The 22,096-nt window shown below is 48.3% G+C and carries 13 protein-coding genes; 1 reads left to right on the top strand and 12 read right to left on the bottom strand.

Annotated features, from left to right (window positions below):
* Positions 1 to 433: 433 nt before the first annotated feature.
* The 12 genes from B5D63_RS26665 to B5D63_RS26600 form a co-directional block, all read right to left on the bottom strand.
* Positions 434 to 1,015: a hypothetical protein gene (locus tag B5D63_RS26665; protein WP_078671920.1), complete on the bottom strand. Its 582-nt coding sequence runs from the start codon at positions 1,013 to 1,015 to the stop codon at positions 434 to 436.
* Between the two features lie 3 nt (positions 1,016 to 1,018).
* The gene (locus B5D63_RS26660; RefSeq protein WP_078671919.1) at positions 1,019 to 5,446 is read right to left on the bottom strand and encodes a DUF6443 domain-containing protein; all 4,428 of its coding nucleotides are present in this window, start codon (positions 5,444 to 5,446) and stop codon (positions 1,019 to 1,021) included.
* Between the two features lie 18 nt (positions 5,447 to 5,464).
* Entirely contained in the window at positions 5,465 to 8,680 is a 3,216-nt protein-coding gene (locus tag B5D63_RS26655; RefSeq protein WP_159456180.1) for an RHS repeat domain-containing protein, read from the bottom strand.
* A 761-nt stretch (positions 8,681 to 9,441) separates the two neighbouring features.
* Complete coding sequence (gene argH, locus B5D63_RS26640) at positions 9,442 to 10,776, bottom strand: argininosuccinate lyase (RefSeq protein ID WP_078671915.1); 1,335 nt, start codon at positions 10,774 to 10,776, stop codon at positions 9,442 to 9,444.
* 65 nt (positions 10,777 to 10,841) lie between these two features.
* On the bottom strand, positions 10,842 to 11,906 hold the full coding sequence (locus B5D63_RS26635; RefSeq protein ID WP_078671914.1) for a M20 family metallo-hydrolase: 1,065 nt from the start codon (positions 11,904 to 11,906) through the stop codon (positions 10,842 to 10,844).
* Between the two features lie 3 nt (positions 11,907 to 11,909).
* On the bottom strand, positions 11,910 to 12,698 hold the full coding sequence (argB, locus tag B5D63_RS26630) for an acetylglutamate kinase (protein ID WP_078671913.1): 789 nt from the start codon (positions 12,696 to 12,698) through the stop codon (positions 11,910 to 11,912).
* 2 nt (positions 12,699 to 12,700) lie between these two features.
* Entirely contained in the window at positions 12,701 to 13,651 is a 951-nt protein-coding gene (locus B5D63_RS26625) for an N-acetylornithine carbamoyltransferase (RefSeq protein ID WP_078671912.1), read from the bottom strand.
* Positions 13,652 to 13,656: 5 nt separating this feature from the next.
* Positions 13,657 to 14,781, bottom strand: a complete 1,125-nt coding sequence (locus B5D63_RS26620; RefSeq protein ID WP_078671911.1) for an aspartate aminotransferase family protein — start codon at positions 14,779 to 14,781, stop codon at positions 13,657 to 13,659.
* Positions 14,782 to 14,813: 32 nt separating this feature from the next.
* On the bottom strand, positions 14,814 to 15,797 hold the full coding sequence (gene argC / locus B5D63_RS26615; protein ID WP_078671910.1) for an N-acetyl-gamma-glutamyl-phosphate reductase: 984 nt from the start codon (positions 15,795 to 15,797) through the stop codon (positions 14,814 to 14,816).
* Positions 15,798 to 15,813: 16 nt separating this feature from the next.
* Positions 15,814 to 17,004, bottom strand: coding sequence for an argininosuccinate synthase (gene argG / locus B5D63_RS26610; protein WP_078671909.1), 1,191 nt, complete (start codon positions 17,002 to 17,004; stop codon positions 15,814 to 15,816).
* A 57-nt stretch (positions 17,005 to 17,061) separates the two neighbouring features.
* Positions 17,062 to 17,856, bottom strand: a complete 795-nt coding sequence (locus tag B5D63_RS26605) for a GNAT family N-acetyltransferase (RefSeq protein WP_078671908.1) — start codon at positions 17,854 to 17,856, stop codon at positions 17,062 to 17,064.
* Positions 17,857 to 18,271: 415 nt separating this feature from the next.
* Positions 18,272 to 20,329, bottom strand: a complete 2,058-nt coding sequence (locus tag B5D63_RS26600) for an alpha-L-fucosidase (RefSeq protein WP_078671907.1) — start codon at positions 20,327 to 20,329, stop codon at positions 18,272 to 18,274.
* Positions 20,330 to 20,589: 260 nt separating this feature from the next.
* Here B5D63_RS26600 and B5D63_RS26595 point away from each other — a divergent pair, with 260 nt between their 5' ends.
* Positions 20,590 to 21,984 (top strand): Gfo/Idh/MocA family protein, encoded by a 1,395-nt coding sequence (locus B5D63_RS26595; RefSeq protein ID WP_078671906.1) that lies wholly within the window; start codon positions 20,590 to 20,592, stop codon positions 21,982 to 21,984.
* The last annotated feature ends 112 nt before the right edge of the window (positions 21,985 to 22,096 follow it).

Raw genomic sequence — 22,096 nt, 5'->3', positions numbered from 1 at the left:
GATCTATTTTGATGAAATACTTTTTTGAAGGCAATTCTTACGTGGTCTATTCTTTTGAAAATCTTCAAAGTATCATCCCAAGCATACGACTCATGATAGCTTATCAATACCGGAATATTATCTTTGCAAAAACGCCCCAATGCCAAAACGTTGGCTGAAATAATATATACACGGGTAGTTAGTATGATAATGATATAGTAATCTTTGGTATCACCATTAAAAAACATCAAGATCGTTCTTTCTGTTAACCCTAACACCGATTCTGGATCTGCGGTAAAAACCGTCATCGAACATTATGATAAGCCATCACCGAATTCAACCAAACAATCCAAAAAGCAGTCGGTTTCTTTAATCATATTTTTTTTCATTTCTCCAACCATTAAAAACCATTCAATCCAACGACAACCATATGCCGCCATTTATCCATGATAAATTAGTACCATCTAACGGCAGCACTATCAAGTGGCATAATTTTTTTATATTTAATTTGCCTAATTCCTATCCTTTTCAGTTTCTTATACCAACTGCAATATGCTTCAAATGCCTTATCTATCACAGTGCCTGATATCGAGGCGCTCGAACCATCAACTTTATCAACTAAAACGGGATATGATGAATAATAAAACGGATTCTCAAATATCAATTGATTGATTATAAAAAGTGCTTCAACTTGTACAGAATAGTTTTTATTCGTACCAATATAAATTTGCGACTTCAAAGGATTATAACCCATAATTGGGAGGGAACACATTCTCGTATCTCCTCTCAGCAGTAATAATTCTCTTATTGCCTCAACTGTATCAATGTTATGCTTTTTGATCACAAGTGGATATAAAAAATTTTGACTAAGGCTATCGTCGACCAATACTATTCTATAGTATTTACGACTCATATTATCTGATAAATTAGCACCAGTAAAAGAGTTACGCTCAGCTTCAACAACTTTAAAAATAGTCTGAGATACAGCACTACTATAATTTAGTATGACAATAAAAGCAGACAGGATAATTTTCATTTTTTAATTTGTTAGTTGTTTTAGGAATTTTTTTATTTCCTCGGGATCAGAGATCGTACGTATGCCCGTCTTACTTACAGATCCAAATTTAGTATCAAGCATTTTTTCAGCACCTCTTCTTCTTACAAACTCAGTATTATTTTTATCGCTCACATCTGTTAATCCTCGGGAAGCTTGATCCAATGTCACATTATATTCGGTAGTTAGAATCCCTGCATTGTTGTTGTATGTTCCATCTTTGTTCCTTCTCCCTGAATGCACGACTTCATTTAGACTCTTAAAAACCACGATATCCGCTAAGTCTTCAGGAACTCCACATTCTAATTGATTATCATTCTCTAAAATCTTATTAACTTGATCATTATCAATCCATAGTTTATTCTCAGCAAATGTATACCCGTGGCAATCGGCAGTACAATCAAAATTATTATTGTCTACTGAAGAATTTGTCGAACTCATTATACGCCCTTTCGAATCATAGACAATATCTACCTGTGACGCCGAAACTAATCGCATAGCTTGTATGGGAGTTCCATTATCGGCAAACATGGTAACTATTTCGTATGTCCTATCAATCGCCGATTGTGTTATAGTCCCATCAGTATTTTTTGTCGAACCGATAACCATTAAAGGCGCATTAATTTGTTTCCCCGTGGTTGTAATAACGATGTTACCATCTTTATCTCTAATTACTTTTCCATCAGGATCGAGATACTTGATTGGATTATTCGCCACGTAATTGTAAGGCGTCATGTCCAGATACTTATCTGCCATAGGATCCAGAGAATGCCATCTTCCTATTTGCGGATCATAATTCCTTGCAGAAAAATCATACAATTCTAGCCCACTTCCATCCCCAAACTCTTTACGCTGCAACTCTTTTCCATTATACTTCAGCCTATTCTCCTGATACTTACTACCGGCCAATGCGTTCGAGGATATCCCCGCCATCGTCAACCCAAACGGATAATAATGCGTCTCTTCCACCACCGGTCCGCCACTATGTGCCACCGTCAGATTATCAAAGAACACCTCTTGCGTACTTTCATTGCTGGTATAAACATACAAAAATCCGCTCTTTTTAATAACCATCTTATCCTGAGAAAGGGTCTGCAGCTGGTCTGGTTCGGCTTTTACCTGCTTTACGCCACTATTGTCCTCTACCATCTTAAATTGATCGTCGAACAATACGTAGTTCAGGTAGGCTTTGGGCTTATTCGGTTGCTGGTCCGGATTTTTTTCCTTCAGCTGGCGATAGTCATTATTGTAGAAATTAGCATTAAATGGCGTATTACCTACAGGCGCTGCGTTACCATGCGTAGCGTCAGTAGTAGCAGCGCCTCCGAAGGCAGCGACCAGATCTGCCAGCATGTTCTCTGCCGGTACAACCGGACTGCTTTTATCAACCGGACCATTGGATTTGTAAAACGCCTTACTGCTCAGCTGGACGGTATCACCCGCCATTACCCGTAACACCAGCGACGGTCCAATCTTCTTACCGGTGCCTGTTGCCGTTAGTTTAGCCACAGATTCGTTATTACCAGCACTTTCATCTGCCGGGTAACCCACTGGCTTATTACTACGGGTGTTGTCAATATTACTGAACAACAGGTTCTCCGTTGCTGCGTTAGGCGTCTCCATCGTAGCGGCATACATGGAAAAATTCGTCTGGTCAGTCAGCACCAGCCGGGTATTGCCAAGGTGGTCTTTCACGAAGTAATCATAAGCAAAAGCAAGCGGTTGACCAGTTTGGTAAACAGGTCTGATCCGCCCTTCTTCATGCCCCACAAAACGAAGACTGTCATCTTCATAAACAAAACCTCCCAAATAGTCTGTAGTGTTCACTTTGGAGGTGCTACCTGTATTATCAGTGACGGTTTTACGGACCTTATTACCGGCAGCGTCATATATAAACCGGATATTTCCTTTGCCGGTAACAGTAATCAACTCCGGTAAGTTGAGGTGGTTATAAGTAATGGAGGCAATCTGCTTGTTCTCGTCTTTGATCAGGTTACCGCCGCCGTCATAATTGTAATCAACACCATCCGCCTGGCTGTTGGTAAAATCACCCAGACCTGTATTCACCTGCACGGCATCATACACGGATTTCAGCTGATTACTGTTCTCATTGTAACGATAAGCCAGCTTATCCACGTCAGCGGGTGCATTGTTGAGCTGGCCGCGGTGGTTCATGCTCAGTAGGTTACCATTGGCATCATAAGCAATATTACTGGCAGTAAAATCCACCTGCGTATTCTGCCAGTTACCGGCACTGATCTGAGAGAAAGCAGCGCCTTTCAGTCGGTTTACGGGGTCGTAGGTAAATCCGTAGGCTCGTTGAGTGGTATCATTCCAACCCTTCCAACGGATACCGGCGATATTACCATTGAACGACTGACTGGTAAACCCATAATCGTAATTCAACTCCTGCCCGAAATGCGCACCACCGGAGCCATTTTTCAGGTAGTCTTTGCTGATGCTGCGCAGCCAGCCGCGGAGGTTATAATCGTAGGTTTGTTTCTCCAACGGAGTTCCACTCCCTACAATGCCCAGTTCTTTTGTCACCAGCTGCCCGATCTGATCATAAGAATTACGGGCTATAGTCCGCACAGCGGAAGTATCATTCAGTTGTTTGGTCACCTCTTTCAGACGTCCTCTCGCGTCATACAGCATCGCCGTCAATACTGTCGTCTGCGGCGTTACACCGCTCCGGGTATTTTTATGTACATGATAAGTGCTTACTACTTTGCCGTTGAAATCATAGCGAGTGGTGATTACCTCGGTACCGCCTGCCGCATTGTCGGCTGTTACCTGGGTCACCCTGCCTTTATCATCATAGCGGGAGGTCGTAGTCAGCCAGGTATCCGTTCCAAGGATACGAACACGCGCACCTGTCACGAGCCCCTTAGTCAGAGTACCGACAGTCACCGGCTCTGCATTCGGATTTCCACCGGTAGTCGGTTTACTGTAATACCGGCTGTCAGCTGCCTGTGCACCGGTGAAATTATAATTGTCATAAAAAGTAAATGTCAGTGGTGTCAGCGTACCGCTGCTAAAGATATCCGGCAGTGGATTACTCACCGGGATGTCCGTCCTTCCGCCGGTCAGCGATGGATTAATATTAACATCTACGTCGGTACTGGCACCGGTATCAAAACCACCCTCCAGCGTTACAGAGTTCGTTGCCTGATATAAATTGCGCGCGGCCTCATGGGAAGCCACCACCAAATCGGCGGTACCTGGAAAAGTATAGCTGCTGGTGCCACTATTATTGACAGCCCCGTTCAGTTGCGTCTGCAGCGCCTCTCTGGATATATTCCTGCTGTACAGCGCCGTTTCTACAGGCCGGTTCAGCTGATCATAAAAAGTTGCAAGCCATTGATTTTGCGCACGCTGATTAGAATCCCTGGCAAATGCCAGCCGGTCGCGTACATCATACACCATTTCCACCGCACCGGCGCCAGGCACTTTTTTAGTGATCATCCTATTCCTGCCATCATAGGTATACTGAAAACACAGACCATTGGCAACGGTAGCCACATTCCAGCTACTGGTGATCTTCTCCACCCCCAGTGGAGGGATCACAAAACGAAGGTTATTCAGATCATCATAAACGTAGTAAGTACATAACCATCCCATGTGCGCAGCATTGGCTGTGGGCAACAGCCGTACTTTTTTGAGCACCACCTGTCCGGATTTATCTTTATACTCCACCACCTGTCCGCCGTCTTCATCTATGACAACGTTTTTAAGCAACTGTCCTGCTGCATAGATACCCGGGCTCACCGGTAACCCGGTTACCGCCACGTTCCAGATACGCACAGAGTCCTGTGCGGTATTCACCAGGTATTGTTGGCTCACCGGGCGTGTAGCCCAACTATTGCCAGGAGCATAGGTCTTCAATACCCTGTTTAAAGGTGAAGCTTCAAACGCTGTCTGGCTATAAAATATCTTCTCGCCGGGATAATTACCGGAACTCTGGTAAAACTGCTGTTGAACGCTAAAAGGAGATGTTTTGAACTTACCGTCACTCGCCATATCCCTATAAGGCAGGTATTTATACTGCTCCCGGCCGAAGGCATCATACACCACAGGGCTTACAATATCTTTCCCGCTATCACTCATGCCCTTAGCCACCGTTTGCAGCAGCCGTCCCAATCCATCGAAGTATTGCGTCGTTTGTTTTACATCCGCCACCTGGCCATTAGCCATTACCGCAGCCGGATCTGTCATGGGAACAGACGGCTCCCAGGTACGGACATAGTTAATAACCGGTACAGTATAAGCAGAAGGCAAGGCTACCGGCGTTGCAGCAGAAAGAGAAGGACCACCGGGCAGCTGCGCGGATACCGAATACCCGCTGAACATTAGGATACTCAGCAATAAAGCTGCGCCTAAACTGGCAATGGACACACTTTTATACACGCTCATAGGTCTGATAAGTTGAATTTATTCGGTAACTGGTCGCTGGTATTGATAACTCATTTGCTTGACGATCTTTCCGTCCTTATCCCTGACGACAGTCAGCCTTCCGAAGCCATCGTATTCGTAGAACGTTGTGCGACCGGCGGGATCAGTCATACTAGTCATACCCACCAGTGGACGGAAAGTATACACGTTGACCAGAGCATTGCCGCCGGAAGAACGCAGAGGCGCAAGGGCGTTCCGTATCTGCACGTCGTCATACAAATTACCTATCGTGGATGTGTTTACCAGACCGCGTACTGACGCATAGCTCATACCTTTTACAGCCGCCACCGGGTAAATGCCACCATATCCCCAGACAAATGACTCCGGTACGTCATTGGCTTTATGCTGCTGCAACACATTGCCGGCCCCATCATATAAGTCAAATATCAGCAGTGGCTCATAACGTTTGTCCTTCACCACACGTCCCCCACTCGCTACTGACGGAATAAAATCTGTCAATACACCAGAAACATTCAACCGGAAAACGGTATCCGGATAAGGCTGCGCTGTTTTGTATGACACAAATTGTCCGGAAACGGTTCCGGGACTTGCATTATTGCTGACCGTCGTATAGCTTTCAACAACCGGGGAGACAATATGCCGTTGCTGCAGGTTCTTTATACCCAATGAGACATTATCCCCTGCACTAACACCATAATTAAAAGGATAGCGGAAGAACTGCCGCTCTGTACGATTACTCAACTCTTTTACCACTGATGCTACTTTAAGCGAACTGGTATCATAAGTATAGGTGGTGATGGTTCGGACAGAATCGCCTGACCCAGTTGAATACAACGTCAGTGTATCTGCGACCAACGGCATCCATTCAGTCACTATCCGGTAATAGTCAGTCTTATATTTAATAAACTGATACTTACCATCCGTTCCCATTGCTGCATAAGGACAGAAAACAGATTGCTGCGCCTTAAAACTCCTTAACTCATACTGAAAATCCGGAAGGATGGAATAGGCCTTCTTTTCTATAGACACCAGCTTATTACCTTTCCCGTAAGTTACCTTTTGTGTCAACAAACCTCTGCGCCAGTCATAACTGGTTGCGGGCGGAAAAGGTGGCGCATAAGTGCCCCCATTGTCCCTAAACTGTGCCGCTGACGTGTAGTAGCTCACCACTTTATTGCTGCTGTCTTTGGCATCATAATATTCTGTAACCCGCTGATAACCGGCAACTCCACCCTGCGTGCTACCCAATGCAACATGAGATACGGAAGAAAAGCAAAGATATACCAGCTCTTTTCCACAATCCATATAGTCCGGATAGGAAGAGGTATATTCTCTATAAGTATAATGGTATTCCGGTTGCTCCATGATAACCCCGCTGCTATATTCGGGATCATCCATTTTATAGCTGTAACTTCTAACGATATCATTATCATGGCTAATGCCATCATAGCTCGTGATTTTAACTACCCTGGCCCCACCCGCATACTTCAATGGGCGGGTAAACTCATTTGAGACATAGGTATAGAGAACAGTCACGTTCACTCTGTCAAATGGCATGACAACATTTAATTTTAATTCATAGGTGCCTGCATCCAGTTCAATGCTCTCCTCTTTATTCGTATATCTGTCTATGTTAATTCCATAGGCGTAAAAATACCCTCTGCCACCAACTTTTGTCATTTCGACTCTCGCTTCAGGAGCTTGAGGCCCCCACGAACAACACGGTAAACAATTGGCTTTACAGTTTGAAATCTGTGCAGTTACTCTGACCACCTGTTTTTCCTTAATTACAAATGTAACTGTCTTTTCTTCCGCCTTACCATTATGTGTAAGCAATGCTGATACATTCGCTGGCTTCACTATAGGCTCAGGCGCCAACCGGCTTGAATTAATGTAACTATAATCATTTCCCTCAAACTGAAACTGTGTATACCCTCCTGTAGGGTATTCGATTTTTTCCAACATACCCACCGTTACTTCACTACTGTCAGCTTCTCTGTCTGCCAGATTTTGCCTGGTACCATCCCTCTTTATAATATAAGGTATCATTGTAGCCCCTCCACCGCTGTTGTGATACCCCCAGTGGTCCTGCGCAGAAGAATTAAGTCCCGGCAACTCATTTTCCCGATTGTAGGTCAGTTTATAGGGTGGGTGGCTTCGGCCATTACCATCGTACTCAATGACAGAATCCAGTCGCAGCTTGTTAGCACTGGTATAATAATTATAGTTGAACTGAAACTTACAGAGCCTGTTCTCGGATTTATCCACATAAACGACAGAATCTATCTTGCGGTCGTTGACATCAGTTCGACCAGAATAATAGAATTTAACGCGGAAATCCCTTCCACTAATGGTATTCAGGTACTGACCGTGTATAGACTGATTGCAGAATGTATGCTCAGTTCTGTCAGGTCTCCCTCCTAATGAATAGCAAATCTTCCTCGTCTCTGATACCTCCATAGTTGGAAGTTGGTATAGTCGTTTATCGTAAGTAAAAACAATAGAGTCCTGACCATCCGGCGAAAGCATTTTAGTAATATACCAGGCTTGCGGACATGACTGATCACTTTCACTATAGGTATAGGAAGTCGTCACCACTTCTTCTGCCGTAAACTCATAGATATAACCGTTTTCATCAACGATCTTCTTTGAAAAATCCGGTAAATCGCTAATCTGCAATTTGGAATAGGGGATGGTCTGATAGCCATTGGCAAAATGGGCATATCTTCCCGCACGACCGTTGAAATTGAAAAAATACAAATCAGCCTCACCATCCTCCAAACCACTGGTGATCCTTTTGAGATAAACATCACCAGCCTCGGTAGAGCCGTAACCCGGTAATGGCTTCCCCTGTTGCTGAATATTATTATAGCCCAGGCTTTTTTCATCCGCAATACCTCGCACTGTCCTTGTTACGCAGCCACCTGTATTCAGCGTCCAGCCAAGACCGGTACGGGAAGCTATTTCATCCACCCGGATACCACCTGCATGATAACTTAACGACAAAGGAATCTTTAGTTGCCCACTCCCGGCGGTGAATAAGGGTATCTCAATAGAAGGAATTCCCGTATACTGGTTCACCGGAATTTCACCATAACGCGCCAACGCGGCGGCATTTGGTGGCGGTGGTGTCACATAGGAATTGATTTGGGAAACATCGCTCTGTGCTTTTGCATCGATTCCAACATATAAACACAACAGGACAAGCAGGCGTTTCTTAAACAAACTCTTCATAGGTACCATATACTACTTCGTAAAAATCTTTTTAAAACACTAAATCCGGGACTCAACACATAGGTGTGAAAAACGGGTTATTGCCGCATTTCGGTTTTATCTTCACAGATTCGGGTTACACAATACAGATCTAAGGTATGTATTTATGACATCTTTTCAAAGACAGATTACCTATCATTCCTTACTAACATACCAGTTATCCTTCGCTTCCCAATAGCACTTTTCATCAAAGCCAGGCATATCCATTTTCCTGGCTACCCTTATCAAATCCGGCTGGTCATGTATTATCCAGATAAACACATTACCGACACTGTCCACATCTAAGCCATCTACGTGATACTGAATGAACTTCATTGCCAACTGCTGTTTATGATACTATCCGGGTTACTGACGTCCTTCATCAGATGCGTGCTTGTCCCCACAACTTTCCCCGATGACCGGTTAACTTTAACAATATAAGGACCATCATCCAGCTCATCATAAACAAACAATATCGACGAATGGTCACTATGATCTATGCCTCTGTTCAGTATATACTTGTTCCTGAACGGGGAGAAATCTTCTTTACTATACTTTTCCAGGAAGGTCTTACACGGCGATTTACAGCAATCGGCAAAGATAACCCAAGCTGAAAGTGCAGCCAGCAGACCGCCGATATTCAATGATAATTTGGTATTCATGGTAATCCTCACACACCCTGAAAATAAAAAACCCTCTCCGCATATCACGAAGAGGGCTACTATTTTCCTATCAAGATAATTTTAATTCTCCAGCAGTTCCGCTATCGTCTTGTCCACGGCTTCAAACGGAAACCCTTTGATCACCGCGTCCATCTGCGCGGCTATCTGTGCGGTGCACAGGTTACCGATACTGCCGGCATGGGTATGTTTCACTTCTTTAGACGGAGAGAAAGTACCACCTTCTATGTCCATACCTACCTGTTTGTAAGCTTCGCGGAACGGCGTGCCTTGCAGCACCAGGTTGTTCACCACTTCCACGCTGAAGAGGTACTGGTACTTATCATCATCGAGGATATTTTCTTTGATGCGGATATTTTCCAGCATAAGGCGGCTCATATCGATACAATCGCGCAGCGTCTGGAAGGCGGGGAACAGGTTCTCTTTCAGCAGCTGCAGATCGCGGTGGTAACCGGAAGGCAGGTTGGTGATCATCATGGCGATTTCATTGGGCAGCGCCTGTAGTTTATTACCATGAGAGCGGATCAGTTCCCATACGTCCGGGTTTTTCTTGTGCGGCATGATACTGGAACCGGTGGTCAGTTCATCCGGGAAACTGATAAAGCCGAAATTCTGGTTCATGAACAGGCACGCATCCATGGCCATCTTGGCGATGGTAGCAGCGATGCCGGCCAGCGCAAAGGAAACGATCTTCTCCGTTTTACCGCGGCCCATCTGGGCGTATACCACGTTGTAGTTGAGCGCGTCGAAACCGAGCAGGCGGGTGGTCATCTCACGGTCAAGGGGGAACGAAGAACCGTAGCCGGCAGCGGAGCCGAGCGGATTTTTGTTCACCACTTTATAAGCTCCCTGTAACATAGTGAGATCATCGACGAGGCTCTCTGCATAAGCGCCGAACCACAGTCCGAAAGAAGAAGGCATGGCGATCTGCAGGTGGGTATACCCAGGGATCAGGTGATCTTTGTATTCTTCACTTTTCTGTTGCAACAGGTCGAACAGTGCTTTCACGGAAGACACCATCGTCTGCAACTCGTGACGGAGGAACAGTTTCAGGTCCACCAGCACCTGGTCGTTGCGGGAACGGCCGCTGTGTATCTTTTTACCTACTTCGCCCAAACGACGGGTCAGCAGCAGCTCTACCTGTGAGTGGATATCTTCCACGCCTTCTTCCAGCACAAAATTACCATCCTGGATATCCTGGTAGATCTTCTTCAGCTCCTGCTTCAGGATGGTCAGCTCACCGGCTTCCAGCAGCCCGATGCTTTGCAGCATGGTGATGTGTGCCATAGAGCCCAGCACGTCGAACGGCGCCAGGAAAGCATCCATTTCACGGTCTTTGCCTACCGTGAATTTCTCTACGGCATCCAGCGATGCCTTATCTTTTTGCCACAGTTTCATAAAAAATATTTTATAGTAAACGCTTAGCGCTCTTTGCTCTCTTTAAAAACTTTGCGTGCGCGGGATTACTGGATCATCTCCAATATCCGGATATAACTATCGATACCTGCCCTGATCTCTTCCAGGTAGATGAATTCATCTGCCGTATGCGAACGGGCGGAATCGCCGGGCCCCATCTTCACGGAGGTTGCCGGTATCAGCGCCTGATCTGAAGTGGTGGGGGAACCGTACCACGTTTTACCCAATGTAATGCCCGCTTGTACAAACGGGTGCTCCATCGGGATAAAGGAAGGCCGCATCCGCATGGAACGGGGCTTCACCTCACATTGTACATTTGCCCGGATGACTTCCAGCAGCTCCTCCAGCGTATACTGGTCGGTGGCGCGCACGTCTACTACGAAACTGCAATCCGCCGGCACCACGTTATGTGCTTTGTTGGAAGTGTTGATAACCGTTACGCTCATTTTTACCGGCCCTAAGGTGTCCGACTCTTTAGAAAAACGGAAATCGCGGAACCAGGTAATATCCGGCAGCGCTTTATACAGCGCATTCTCTCCTTCTTCCCGCGCGGCGTGGCCAGCCTTGCCGTAAGCCGTGCAGTCCAGCACCATCAGCCCTTTTTCGGCGATAGCCAGTTGCGTGAGCGTAGGCTCTCCCACGATAGCGAAATCAATGGCCGGCAGTTTATCGAGAATGCTCTCGATACCGTTAGCGCCGCTGATCTCTTCTTCCGCAGTAGCCGCCAGCACAAAGTTGTACTCCAGGTCGGTGCGGTGATAGAAATGCAGGAAAGTGGCGATGAGGCTCACGAGGCAACCGCCGGCGTCGTTGCTCCCCAGCCCGAACAGTTTGCCGTCTTCCACATCCGGACTGAAAGGGTCACGGGTATACTGCGGATTGGGCTTCACGGTATCGTGATGGGAGTTCAGCAGGATATTACGTTTGGCGGGATCGAAGTGTTTATTCACCGCCCACACGTTGTTAAGATGCCGTTCGTGCGGTATGTCCATGGCGGTCAGGAAGTCACTGATCACCCGGGCGGTACCGTCTTCCTCCCGGCTTAAAGAAGGCGTGGCTATGAGCTGTTTTAACAGCGCCACAGCCACGTCGTATAATTTTTCGTTCCACATAGACTAGCATATTAAAGTGCCTGCTACCGTATCGGTGGTATTGCTCAGCACATCGTCGGCGTGTCCTATCAGCACTTCCTTCACGCCGTTATTGATGGCGGAAAAGGCGTTCTCCAGCTTAGGCAGGATACCGTCTGACAACACTTTGTCTGCCAGCAGCTGCTGGTAGATGTCTTTGTTGATCAGGTTGATGACCGCGTTGTCATCGTTCGGATCGTGCAGCACGCCTTTTTTCTCGAAACAGTAGATCAGCCTCACCTGGTAGCTGGCAGACAATGCGATGGCCAGCGAAGCGGCGATGGTGTCTGCATTGGTGTTCAGCATCTGGCCGCTACCGTCGTGGGTAAGCGGGGCAAACACCGGTGTAAGACCTGCTTCCAGCAAAGCTTTCAGCGCAGTTATCTGCACCATATCCGGTTTTACATCGCCTACAAAACCGTAGTCGATTTCTTTCACCGGTCTTTTGGTGGCAGGGATGATGTTGGCGTCTGCACCGGTAAGCCCGATGGCGTTGCATTGCGCGGCCTGCAGTTTGGCTACCAGCTGCTTGTTTACCAGCCCGCCATACACCATGGTCACCACGTCGATCGTGGCGGCGTCGGTAATACGACGGCCATCGACGTATTTAGACTCGATGCCCAGCTGATCGCCGATACGGGTGGCGATCTTACCGCCACCGTGTATCAGTATCTTTTTACCGGGTATGGTGGCAAACTTCTCCAGGAAAGCCTGCAACAGTACCGGGTTATCAATAACGTTTCCGCCTACTTTGATAATAAACAGATCAATCATGATTATCCTTTCAATATTTCGCTTAATACCGCCTGTGCCGCCCATACGCGGTTGCCCGCTTCAGGGACCACGATGGATTGAGGCCCGTCCAGCACTTCGTCCGCGATCACCACATTCCTTCTCACCGGTAAACAGTGCATTACTTTGGCGGCATTGGTATGTTTGAGTTTATCGTTGGTCACCATCCAGCTGGGGTCAGTGCAGGTGATCTTACCGTAATCCCTGTACGAAGACCAGTTCTTCACATACACGAAGTCAGCGCCTTCCAGTGCCTTATCCTGGTTGTATTCGATACGGGCGTTGCCGGAGAATTTTTCGTCCAGCTCATACCCTTCGGGATGAGCGATCACAAAGTCTACTTCTCCCCATGCGTTCATCCACTGCGCAAAAGAGTTGGGAACAGCCTGCGGCAGCGCTTTTACATGCGGCGCCCAGGTCATCACCACCTTTGGTTTGCGGGGCTGCTGCCAGTTTTCCTTGATGGTGATCACATCGGTCAGGCTCTGCAAAGGGTGCAGGGTAGCGCTTTCCAGGCTCACCACCGGTACGCCGGCGTATTTAATGAACTGGTTGATATATTTCTCCGTATAGTCTTCTTGTTTATCTTTCAACCCCGGGAAGGTGCGGATAGCCAGTATATCGAAGTACTGTCCCATAACGGCGGCAGCTTCTTTTACGTGTTCGGTGGTATTACCATTCATCACTACCCCGTCATTCATCTCCAGCGCCCATCCTTCTTTGTCGATGTTGAACACCACCGCTTCCATACCCAGGTTTTTAGCAGCTACCTGTGTACTTAAACGTGTTCGCAAACTGGGATTCAGGAAAATCATTCCCAACGTTTTGTTTTTTCCCAATTCCTTATCGCTGAAAGGATCTTTCTTGTAGTTCATGGCAATGTCCACCAACCGCGGGACACTGGGCACATCTGCTGTTGAAATAAATTGCTTCATTATTACTATTTGACTTCTTTTCTAAACGCTTCCAAAAACTGATCTGCATGGGCTTTGGTCAATGCCAGGGAAGGCAGCAGCCGGATTACGTTCGGCTTGGCCTCTCCGGTAAAGATCTTATGAACACCCAGCAGGTTCTTTCTTACATGGGCCAGTTCTTCCGGCATCTCAATACCGATCATCAGCCCGCGGCCCCTTACTTCTTTTACCTGGGAGAACTTCCGCAGCTCTTCCATCAGGTAAGCACCTACGCTGGCAGCGTTGTTGATCAGCTTTTCGCTTTCGATCGTTTCCAGTACCGCGAGGGCGGCCGCACAGGCCAGGTGGTTACCCCCAAAAGTGGTGCCCAGCATACCATGTACTGCTTTGAATTTCGGGGAGATGATAATGCCGCCTATGGGGAAACCGTTACCCATGCCTTTGGCCATGGAGTAAACATCGGCGTCCACACCGGCAAAATCATGGGAGAAGAACTTACCGCTTCTGCCATAACCGCATTGTACGGAGTCAGCGATAAAAACGGCATTGTGCGCGTCGCAGAGGCTCCGGATCTTCCGCAGGAAAGACTCGCTGGCCACGTTGATACCGCCTACGCCCTGGATGCCTTCAATGATAACAGAAGATACTTCATGTTGTTTAAAAGCGGCTTCCAGCGCAGCTTCGTCTTCCCATGGCAGAAACACCACGTTGTCGGTCTCGTTCACCGGCGCCACGATCTTCGGGTTGTCGGTGGCGGCCACAGCGAGGGAAGTCCGGCCGTGGAAAGCTTTGCGGAAAGCAATCACTTTCTTTTTACCGTTGTAGAAGGAAGCCAGTTTCAGTGCGTTTTCGTTGGCTTCAGCGCCGGAGTTGCACAGGAACAGCTGATAGTCTGCTTTGCCGGACACCTTTCCCAGCAAGGCTGCCAGTTCTTCCTGCAGCGGCATCTTCACGGAGTTGGAATAGAAACCTACCTTATGCAGCTGATCGGTCAGTCTTTTCACATAGTGCGGGTGGGTATGACCGATAGAGATAACAGCATGACCGCCGTACAGGTCCAGGTATTCGGTGCCTTTATCGTCCCATACGTTGGAACCGGCGGCTTTGTCTATAATGATATCGTTTACAGGATAAACGTCGAAAAGTTTCATGATGTCGGAAAAAATTAAAATGATAAAAACGGTTAGAACACGATGGACTTCAGTCTGAGTCCGGCCGTTTCATCCAGTCCGCACATAAGGTTCATGTTCTGTACAGCCTGACCGGAAGCACCTTTTACCAGGTTATCTTCGATGGAGTGGATCACCAGTTTGTCGCCCACTTTCTCGAGTTGCAGCAATACCTTGTTGGTATTCACTACCTGCTTCAGGTCGATCTGCTTTTCGCTGACATGCGTAAAAGGATGACCGGCATAGTAGTCTTTGTACAACTGCACCGCTGCTTCCAGCGTCAGGTCGCTCTGCAGGTAAGAGGTGACCCAGATACCTCTGGGGAAATCACCGCGTACCGGTACAAAGTTGACCGTTTCTGCGAAGCCGGGTTGCAACTGTACCAGGCTTCGTCGTATTTCTTTCAGGTGCTGATGGTTCAGCACTTTGTAGGTGGAGATATTGTTAGCCCTCCAGGTAAAGTGGGAAGTGGCCTGCAGGCTCTGTCCGGCGCCGGTGGAGCCGGTGATGCCGGTGGTGTGTACTTCTTTCAGCAAACCGGCTTTAGCCAGCGGCAGGATGCCCAGCTGGATGGCAGTGGCAAAACAACCGGGATTGGCGATGTTATTCGCCTTTTTGATTTCTTCCCGCTGCAGTTCCGGCAGCCCGTACACAAATTCCCTTCCTTTAACGCTTTCGCCTAAACGAAAGTCCTGGCTCAGGTCTATTATTTTCACATGGGGAGCAACGTCTGTCGCTTCCAGGAATTTTTTGGATTCCCCGTGCCCGAGGCAGAGGAACATCACGTCTATATCGTTGCTCAGCTCAGCGGTGAAAGACCGTTCTGTTTCGCCCAGCAAGTCGGCATGTACTGCGTACAACGGATTGCCCGCATTACTACGGCTATGCACAAACGAAATGGATACGTCCGGATGGTTCAGTAATAACCGGATCATTTCTCCGCCGGTATAGCCTGCCCCACCAACAATGCCTGCCTTTATCCTTTTATCATTTGCCATGATTGCGATGCTGATTTTAGATAGAATTTTTAACCTGATGCCAGATCATCGTCTGGTTACCGAAAATTTTGCTGAAGCCTCTTACGTCTTCACCGGACCAGCCGCTGTTCATTTCGCCGTATTTGCCGAATTTGCTGCTCATCAGGTCGTAGGGTGACTGGATACCGGTTACCTGGAAGCGGTAAGGCATCAGGGTAACGAACACTTCACCGGAAACATTTTCCTGTGTATGCTGCAGGAACGCTTCGATATCGCGCATTACCGGGTCCATGATCTGTCCTTCATGCATCCAGTTGCCGTAGAACTGCGCCAGCTGGTCTTTCCAGGTCAACTGCCATTTGGTGAGCACATGTTTTTCCAGCGCGTGGTGCGCTTTGAGGATCACCATCGGGGCGGCGGCTTCAAAGCCTACACGGCCTTTGATGCCAATGATAGTATCGCCTACGTGGATATCACGACCGATGGCGAAAGGCCCTGCGATGGTTTGCAGGTATTGGATGGCTTCAGACGGGTGACCGAATTGCTGATCGTTCACACCTATCAGTTCGCCTTTATCGAAAGTCAGTTTTACCTGCTCTTCTCCTTCTTTGGTCAACTGCGTAGGCCATGCTTCTTCCGGCAGCATAACGTTGGATGTCAGTGTTTCCTTACCCCCTACGGAAGTGCCCCACATACCTTTATTAATGGAGTACATGGCTTTGTCGAAGTTCATGTTCACGCCTTTGGAACGCAGGTAGTCAATTTCCGCTTCACGGCTCAGTTTCATATCACGGATCGGGGTGATGATCTCCACACCGGGGATCATGATATGAAATACCATGTCAAACCGCACCTGGTCGTTGCCGGCGCCGGTACTGCCGTGCGCTACCGCGTCAGCGCCCACTTCTTTCACATATTCCGCGATGGCCAGCGCCTGGCTCATACGCTCTGCGCTCACGCTCAGCGGGTAGGTATTGTTTTTCAGTACATTACCGAAAATCAGGTATTTAATAACGCCGTCGTAGTAGGAACGGACCGCGTCAACAGTCTTGTGACTTTTAACGCCCAGGTTATAAGCGCGTTTCTCAATTTCCACCAGTTCTTCTTCAGAAAAACCGCCGGTGTTAACGATTACGGAATGCACCTCATATCCCTTTTCTTCAGTCAGATATTTAACGCAATACGAAGTATCAAGTCCTCCGCTAAATCCCAGTACTACTTTTTTCATTTTTACGACATCATTTATATATTGAAAACTATATTGTCAGACAGTGTGTGGCAGGCTTCAGAACAGGAAGAACTTTTTCCTGGTGCCGGTAGCGCCGCCTTCTTTTTTGCTGTTGAGCAAAACAAATCTTTTAAATCTTAACCAGCGCTCGTAGAGCTTTATGTTTCCTTTAAATCTCCGGCGTCTTTTCTCATGGTGGATCTGGCCGGCAGCGGTGACAGACAGCTGGTTGGCAGGCTGCAGGACAGTGGCGGCCGCTTCCTGTTTGGCTTTGGCATCGGCCATGGCACGCTCTTCCGCCTCTTTCAGCTTTTCAACGGGATCATACAGCATCGCGGTGCACAGGCAGTTCTTCCGCTCTTTGCTGGTGAGGATATCGAAGTTCACACAGCTGCGGCAGCCTTTCCAGAACTCTTCATCGTCTGTCAGTTCAGAGTAGGTAACGGGCTCATAACCCAGTTCAGAGTTGATTTTCATCACTGCCAGCCCGGTAGTCAGGCCAAATATTTTGGACTCGGGATAGGTTTCTCTCGACAGTTCAAAGATTCTCTTTTTGATGGACTTTGCCACGCCATGTCCGCGGAAGGCAGGATTCACGATCAGCCCTGAGTTGGCCACAAATTTGCCATGCCCCCATGCTTCTATATAACAAAAGCCTACCCAGTCACCTTTTTCGGTTACTGCGATAACAGCTTTGCCCTCCTGCATTTTAAGCTCCACATAGGCCGGTGAACGTTTGGCAATTCCAGTCCCACGCGCTTTTGCAGACGCCTCCATCTCATCGGTGATGGTTTTTGAATAGTGTATATCGTCAGGTGTGGCTACCCTAACGATGATATGCTGATTTTCCAACTTTTAAAATTGAAATCGTGAATCAATAAACTACATTGAAGTCTTCCATTACGGAACATTCACCGGACATGGGGATATCCGGCGCGATAGCGGTTGTATGACAAGCGCTATCAAATCCTGGGTCGTCGGGAAAGGAATCTAAAGACATTGAACCCAACAGAATATACCCCTTTATTTAAAGCGGGATGATATGCAGAGATGTTGGTATGAGTTGCGGTTTTTTCCAACTTCAGTTCAGCGTTAAATTGTTATAAATATTGTCTTTAGTTTAGATTAACCGCAAAGTTATAATAATATCTTTTTAATCAATCGAATTTTTTTTGGGGAATGCCGATTTTTTTCAAACCGTTAACAAAAAGGCGACTGAACCCAACTCGTCAGGATCCAGCCGCCTTATACTTTAGTTATTTATATACTATTTGGTAATAACTCCCAATTCGGCGATGCTCGCCCGGTTGTCCTTTTCGGTTGCCGGCGTAAGGGCCACCAGCCGTATGAACCTGGCTTTCACCGGCGCAAAGGAGATGGTTTGCGGTACCGGGTTGTTTTTGATATTGGCGAAGCTGCCGGCGGCGGCCGGTTGTCCCCAGCTTTTACCGTCGGTGCTGGTATAAAAAGCATACCCGTAAATCACGCCGCCAATATGCTCATTGGTGGTGGGCGTGTAGGTAAAGCCTTTCAGCGTCAGCGTTTCGCCCAGGTCTACCTCCAGTTGGTGCGGGTATTGTGTCTCTTTTTTGTCAGATGCCCACACGGTAGCCGTATTGCCATCGATCGCTTTGGCTGCTTCCGCTGCGGCCGGGGCCACTACCTGCCATTTGGCGGGCGCCACGTCGAAGCTGGCTTTTACTTCCGGGCTGGCGGCCTTCGTCTTACGCAGGAAAGCCCTGGCTTTCACAGTGCCGCCCTGCGGCAAACGGATTTCCGTCTGCGGTGTGTACATCGGCGAGTTCAACGTAGGCGCAGTGCCATCGGTCGTGTAGTGTATTTCCGGATCGGCAGAAGCGGCGGTGATGGTCACCATCCCTTCTTTGTCCCGGCGGATTTCCGGTGTGGCCAGCATACCGGGCGCTTCGTACAACTGTATCTCGCTGATCACCGGCGCCGCTTTGGCGTCTGATATATTAATATATACCTCCGTGGTGGTATAGTCCGGCAAACGCAAAATACGCTTGTGGCCGATAGTAGTTTCCCGTGCGATCTCCTTCTTCACACCATTGTCCAGGATCTCCACACTGAAAGCTTTCACCCGCTGGCCCAGCGCGATATACTCCTGCAACACCACCCGGTTGAAGGTAACCGGCTTTTTGAAGGTCAGCTTCACCGTGGTGGCCGTCACGTTGTCCGGCGTAGCCCAATAGGTAGCATTGCTACCATCTGTGAGATGAGCCACTTTCACCTCCGGATTATTTTTACGTGTATCCGTAGCCGTTACTACCGCATTTTTTGCGAGATTGTTTTTGAAAGTAGCATCCAGCGTGCGACGCAGTTCCATCAGGCGGGTGGAGTCGTTCGGGTGTATCACTCCGTCACGGTCGATAGGCACGTTCAGGATCAGGTTGCCATTGCGGCCTACGGAACCGTAGTAGATGTCCAGCAGCGTGTTAAGCGATTTCACCTTGTCGTCTGTATCGGGGCTGTAGAACCATCCAGGGCGGATAGACACGTCACACTCGGCAGGGATCCATTGTTCACCGTCCTCATTGCCTTCGTTGAGCGACTTCGTCGGAGGGCCACCGGCGCCGGGCGAAAATCCTTTCACATTGAGCGTGCTCCAGTTAGTGGTGCCGGCGATGCCGTTTTCATTACCTACCCAGCGGCAGCCAGGCCCTACGTCACTAAAAATAACAGCGTTCGGCTGATGTTTATATACCACTTTATGGAACAGGTCCCAGTCATAAGGCTGTTTGATGTTACCACCGTTGGCGCCATCGAACCACTGCTCAAACACAGGGCCGTAGCTGGTCAGCACTTCCTCCAGCGTATTGGCGAACACCTGGTTGTAACTGGCGGTGCCGTACTCAGGATGGTTACGGTCCCAGGGCGACAGGTACACGCCGAACTTCAGGCCGTACTCCTTACAGGCGGCCGACAGTTCCGCCAGCACATCTCCCTTGCCGTTTTTCCATGCGCTCTCCCGGACAGTATGCGTACTGTATTTGGAAGGCCACAGACAAAAACCGTCATGGTGTTTGGCGGTGATCACAATACCTTTCATACCGGCTTGTTTGGCGGTACGGGCCCACTGACGGGCGTCGAGGCGGGTAGGGTTAAACACCTTCGGATCTTCATCCCCATGTCCCCACTCTTTGTTGGTGAACGTGTTTGGTCCGAAGTGGATGAACATGTAATATTCCATGTCATTCCAGACAACCTGCGCTTTGGACGGCAGCGCACCATAAGGTTGGATCTTCTGCGCCGAGGCCATGCCACAGGCCAGCAACCCGGCTAGTAATAAATTGGTCTTTTTCATTTCACTGGATAAATTACGGATTACAGGTCAGCTCCAAAAATCCCTCCCTGCTTCATGCTCAGCGAAGATAATCCCCATCCCGCACCGGAGATGATCGGGTATTCTCTATTCATAATTCAATATTAACCAACAATCGTTTGCATTTTCCGCCGTTTATCACAAAAATGTAATAAAAAGGATATCCGGGTTGGTTTACACGCAGCATTTTTTATAAATTTAGTCCCTTCACAACGTATCCATATACGATTAAAAACTGAACAATGAATAAACAACCACTGCATCGCAGAAGTTTCCTCAAAAACACGGCGGCCGCAGGTATAGGACTTTCTATGCTCGGCTCCTCTGCAAAACTGTTTGCCAATGAAAAGAAACCCAAGGTAAGAATTGGTCTGATCGGCGTAGGCGCCCGCGGTCTGAGTCACCTCAGCCTCTGCCTGCACCGCGACGACGTTGATGTGGTAGCTTTTGCGGACCCTGACACCGCTTACACCGTTCCGAAAGCAAGAAATATGATCGCCAAGGTATACGGCGGCAAACGAAAAGTGGCTGAATATACCAACGGCCCGGAAGATTACCTGAACCTGCTGAAAAGAGATGATGTAGACGCTGTAATCATCGCCACCCCCTGGGAATGGCATTCCATCATGGCCGTCGCTGCCATGAAAGCAGGCAAAACCCCTGCTGTGGAAGTATGCGGCGCCTCCGATATCCAGGAATGCTGGGAACTGGTAAACACCAGTGAAGCTACCGGCGTACAGGTTTTCGGTATGGAAAACGTATGTTACCGCAGAGATGTGATGGCTGTGCTGAACATGGCGCGCCAGGGCCTCTTCGGCGAAATCACACACCTCCAGGGCGGCTACCAGCATGATCTCCGCGCAGTGAAATTCAACAACGGCAAACAATACTATGGCGGTGGTGTGGAATTCGGTGAAAACGCACTGTCCGAAGCGAAATGGAGGACCAACCACTCCGTTCACCGCAACGCGGACCTGTACCCCTCCCACGGCCTCGGCCCAATCGGCAACCTGATCAACATGAACCGCGGTAACCGCCTCATGACCATCACTTCCGTGGCTACCAAATCCCGCGGCCTCCACAAATATATCGTGGACAACAGCAGCGAAAGCCACCCGAATGCTAAAGTAAAATTCAAACTCGGTGATATCGTTTCTTCCCTGATGACCACCAGCAACGGTGAAACCATCATGCTGTCCCACGACACCAACTCCCCGCGCCCTTACTCCCTCAACTTCCGCGTTCAGGGTACCAACGGCCTGTGGATGGATGATCAGGAGTCCATATATATCGAAAAGAAAAGTCCATATGACGAGTGGGAAAAAACCGGCAAACCGGAAGATGGCAACAGCTACTTCGGTAAATACGACCACCCGCTCTGGAAACGCTACGCTACCGACGCCAAAGGCGCTGGCCACGGCGGTATGGACTGGTACGTGCTCAACTCCTTCGTGGAAAGCATCAAACGCGGCACGCCTTACCAGCTCGACGTATACGACATGGCTACCTGGTACGCTATCACCCCGCTCAGCGAACAATCTATTCTCGAAGGCGGCAGCGTACAGTACATCCCGGACTTTACCCGCGGTCGCTGGATGAACAGAAAACCCATCTTCGGACTGGATGACCAGTACTAAGCTATTGACTATAAAATAAAAAGGAATCGCCCATTGACAGTTGTCAATAGGCGATTCTCTTTTAATACAATATGAACAATAACCTCAGGTTATCCATACTTATTTCCGCTGC

The sequence above is a fragment of the Chitinophaga eiseniae genome (assembly GCF_900167135.1).
GTDB classification, from domain to species: domain Bacteria; phylum Bacteroidota; class Bacteroidia; order Chitinophagales; family Chitinophagaceae; genus Chitinophaga; species Chitinophaga eiseniae.
Note: the sequence above shows the minus strand (reverse complement) of the source record. Positions and strands in the feature narration are given on the sequence as shown.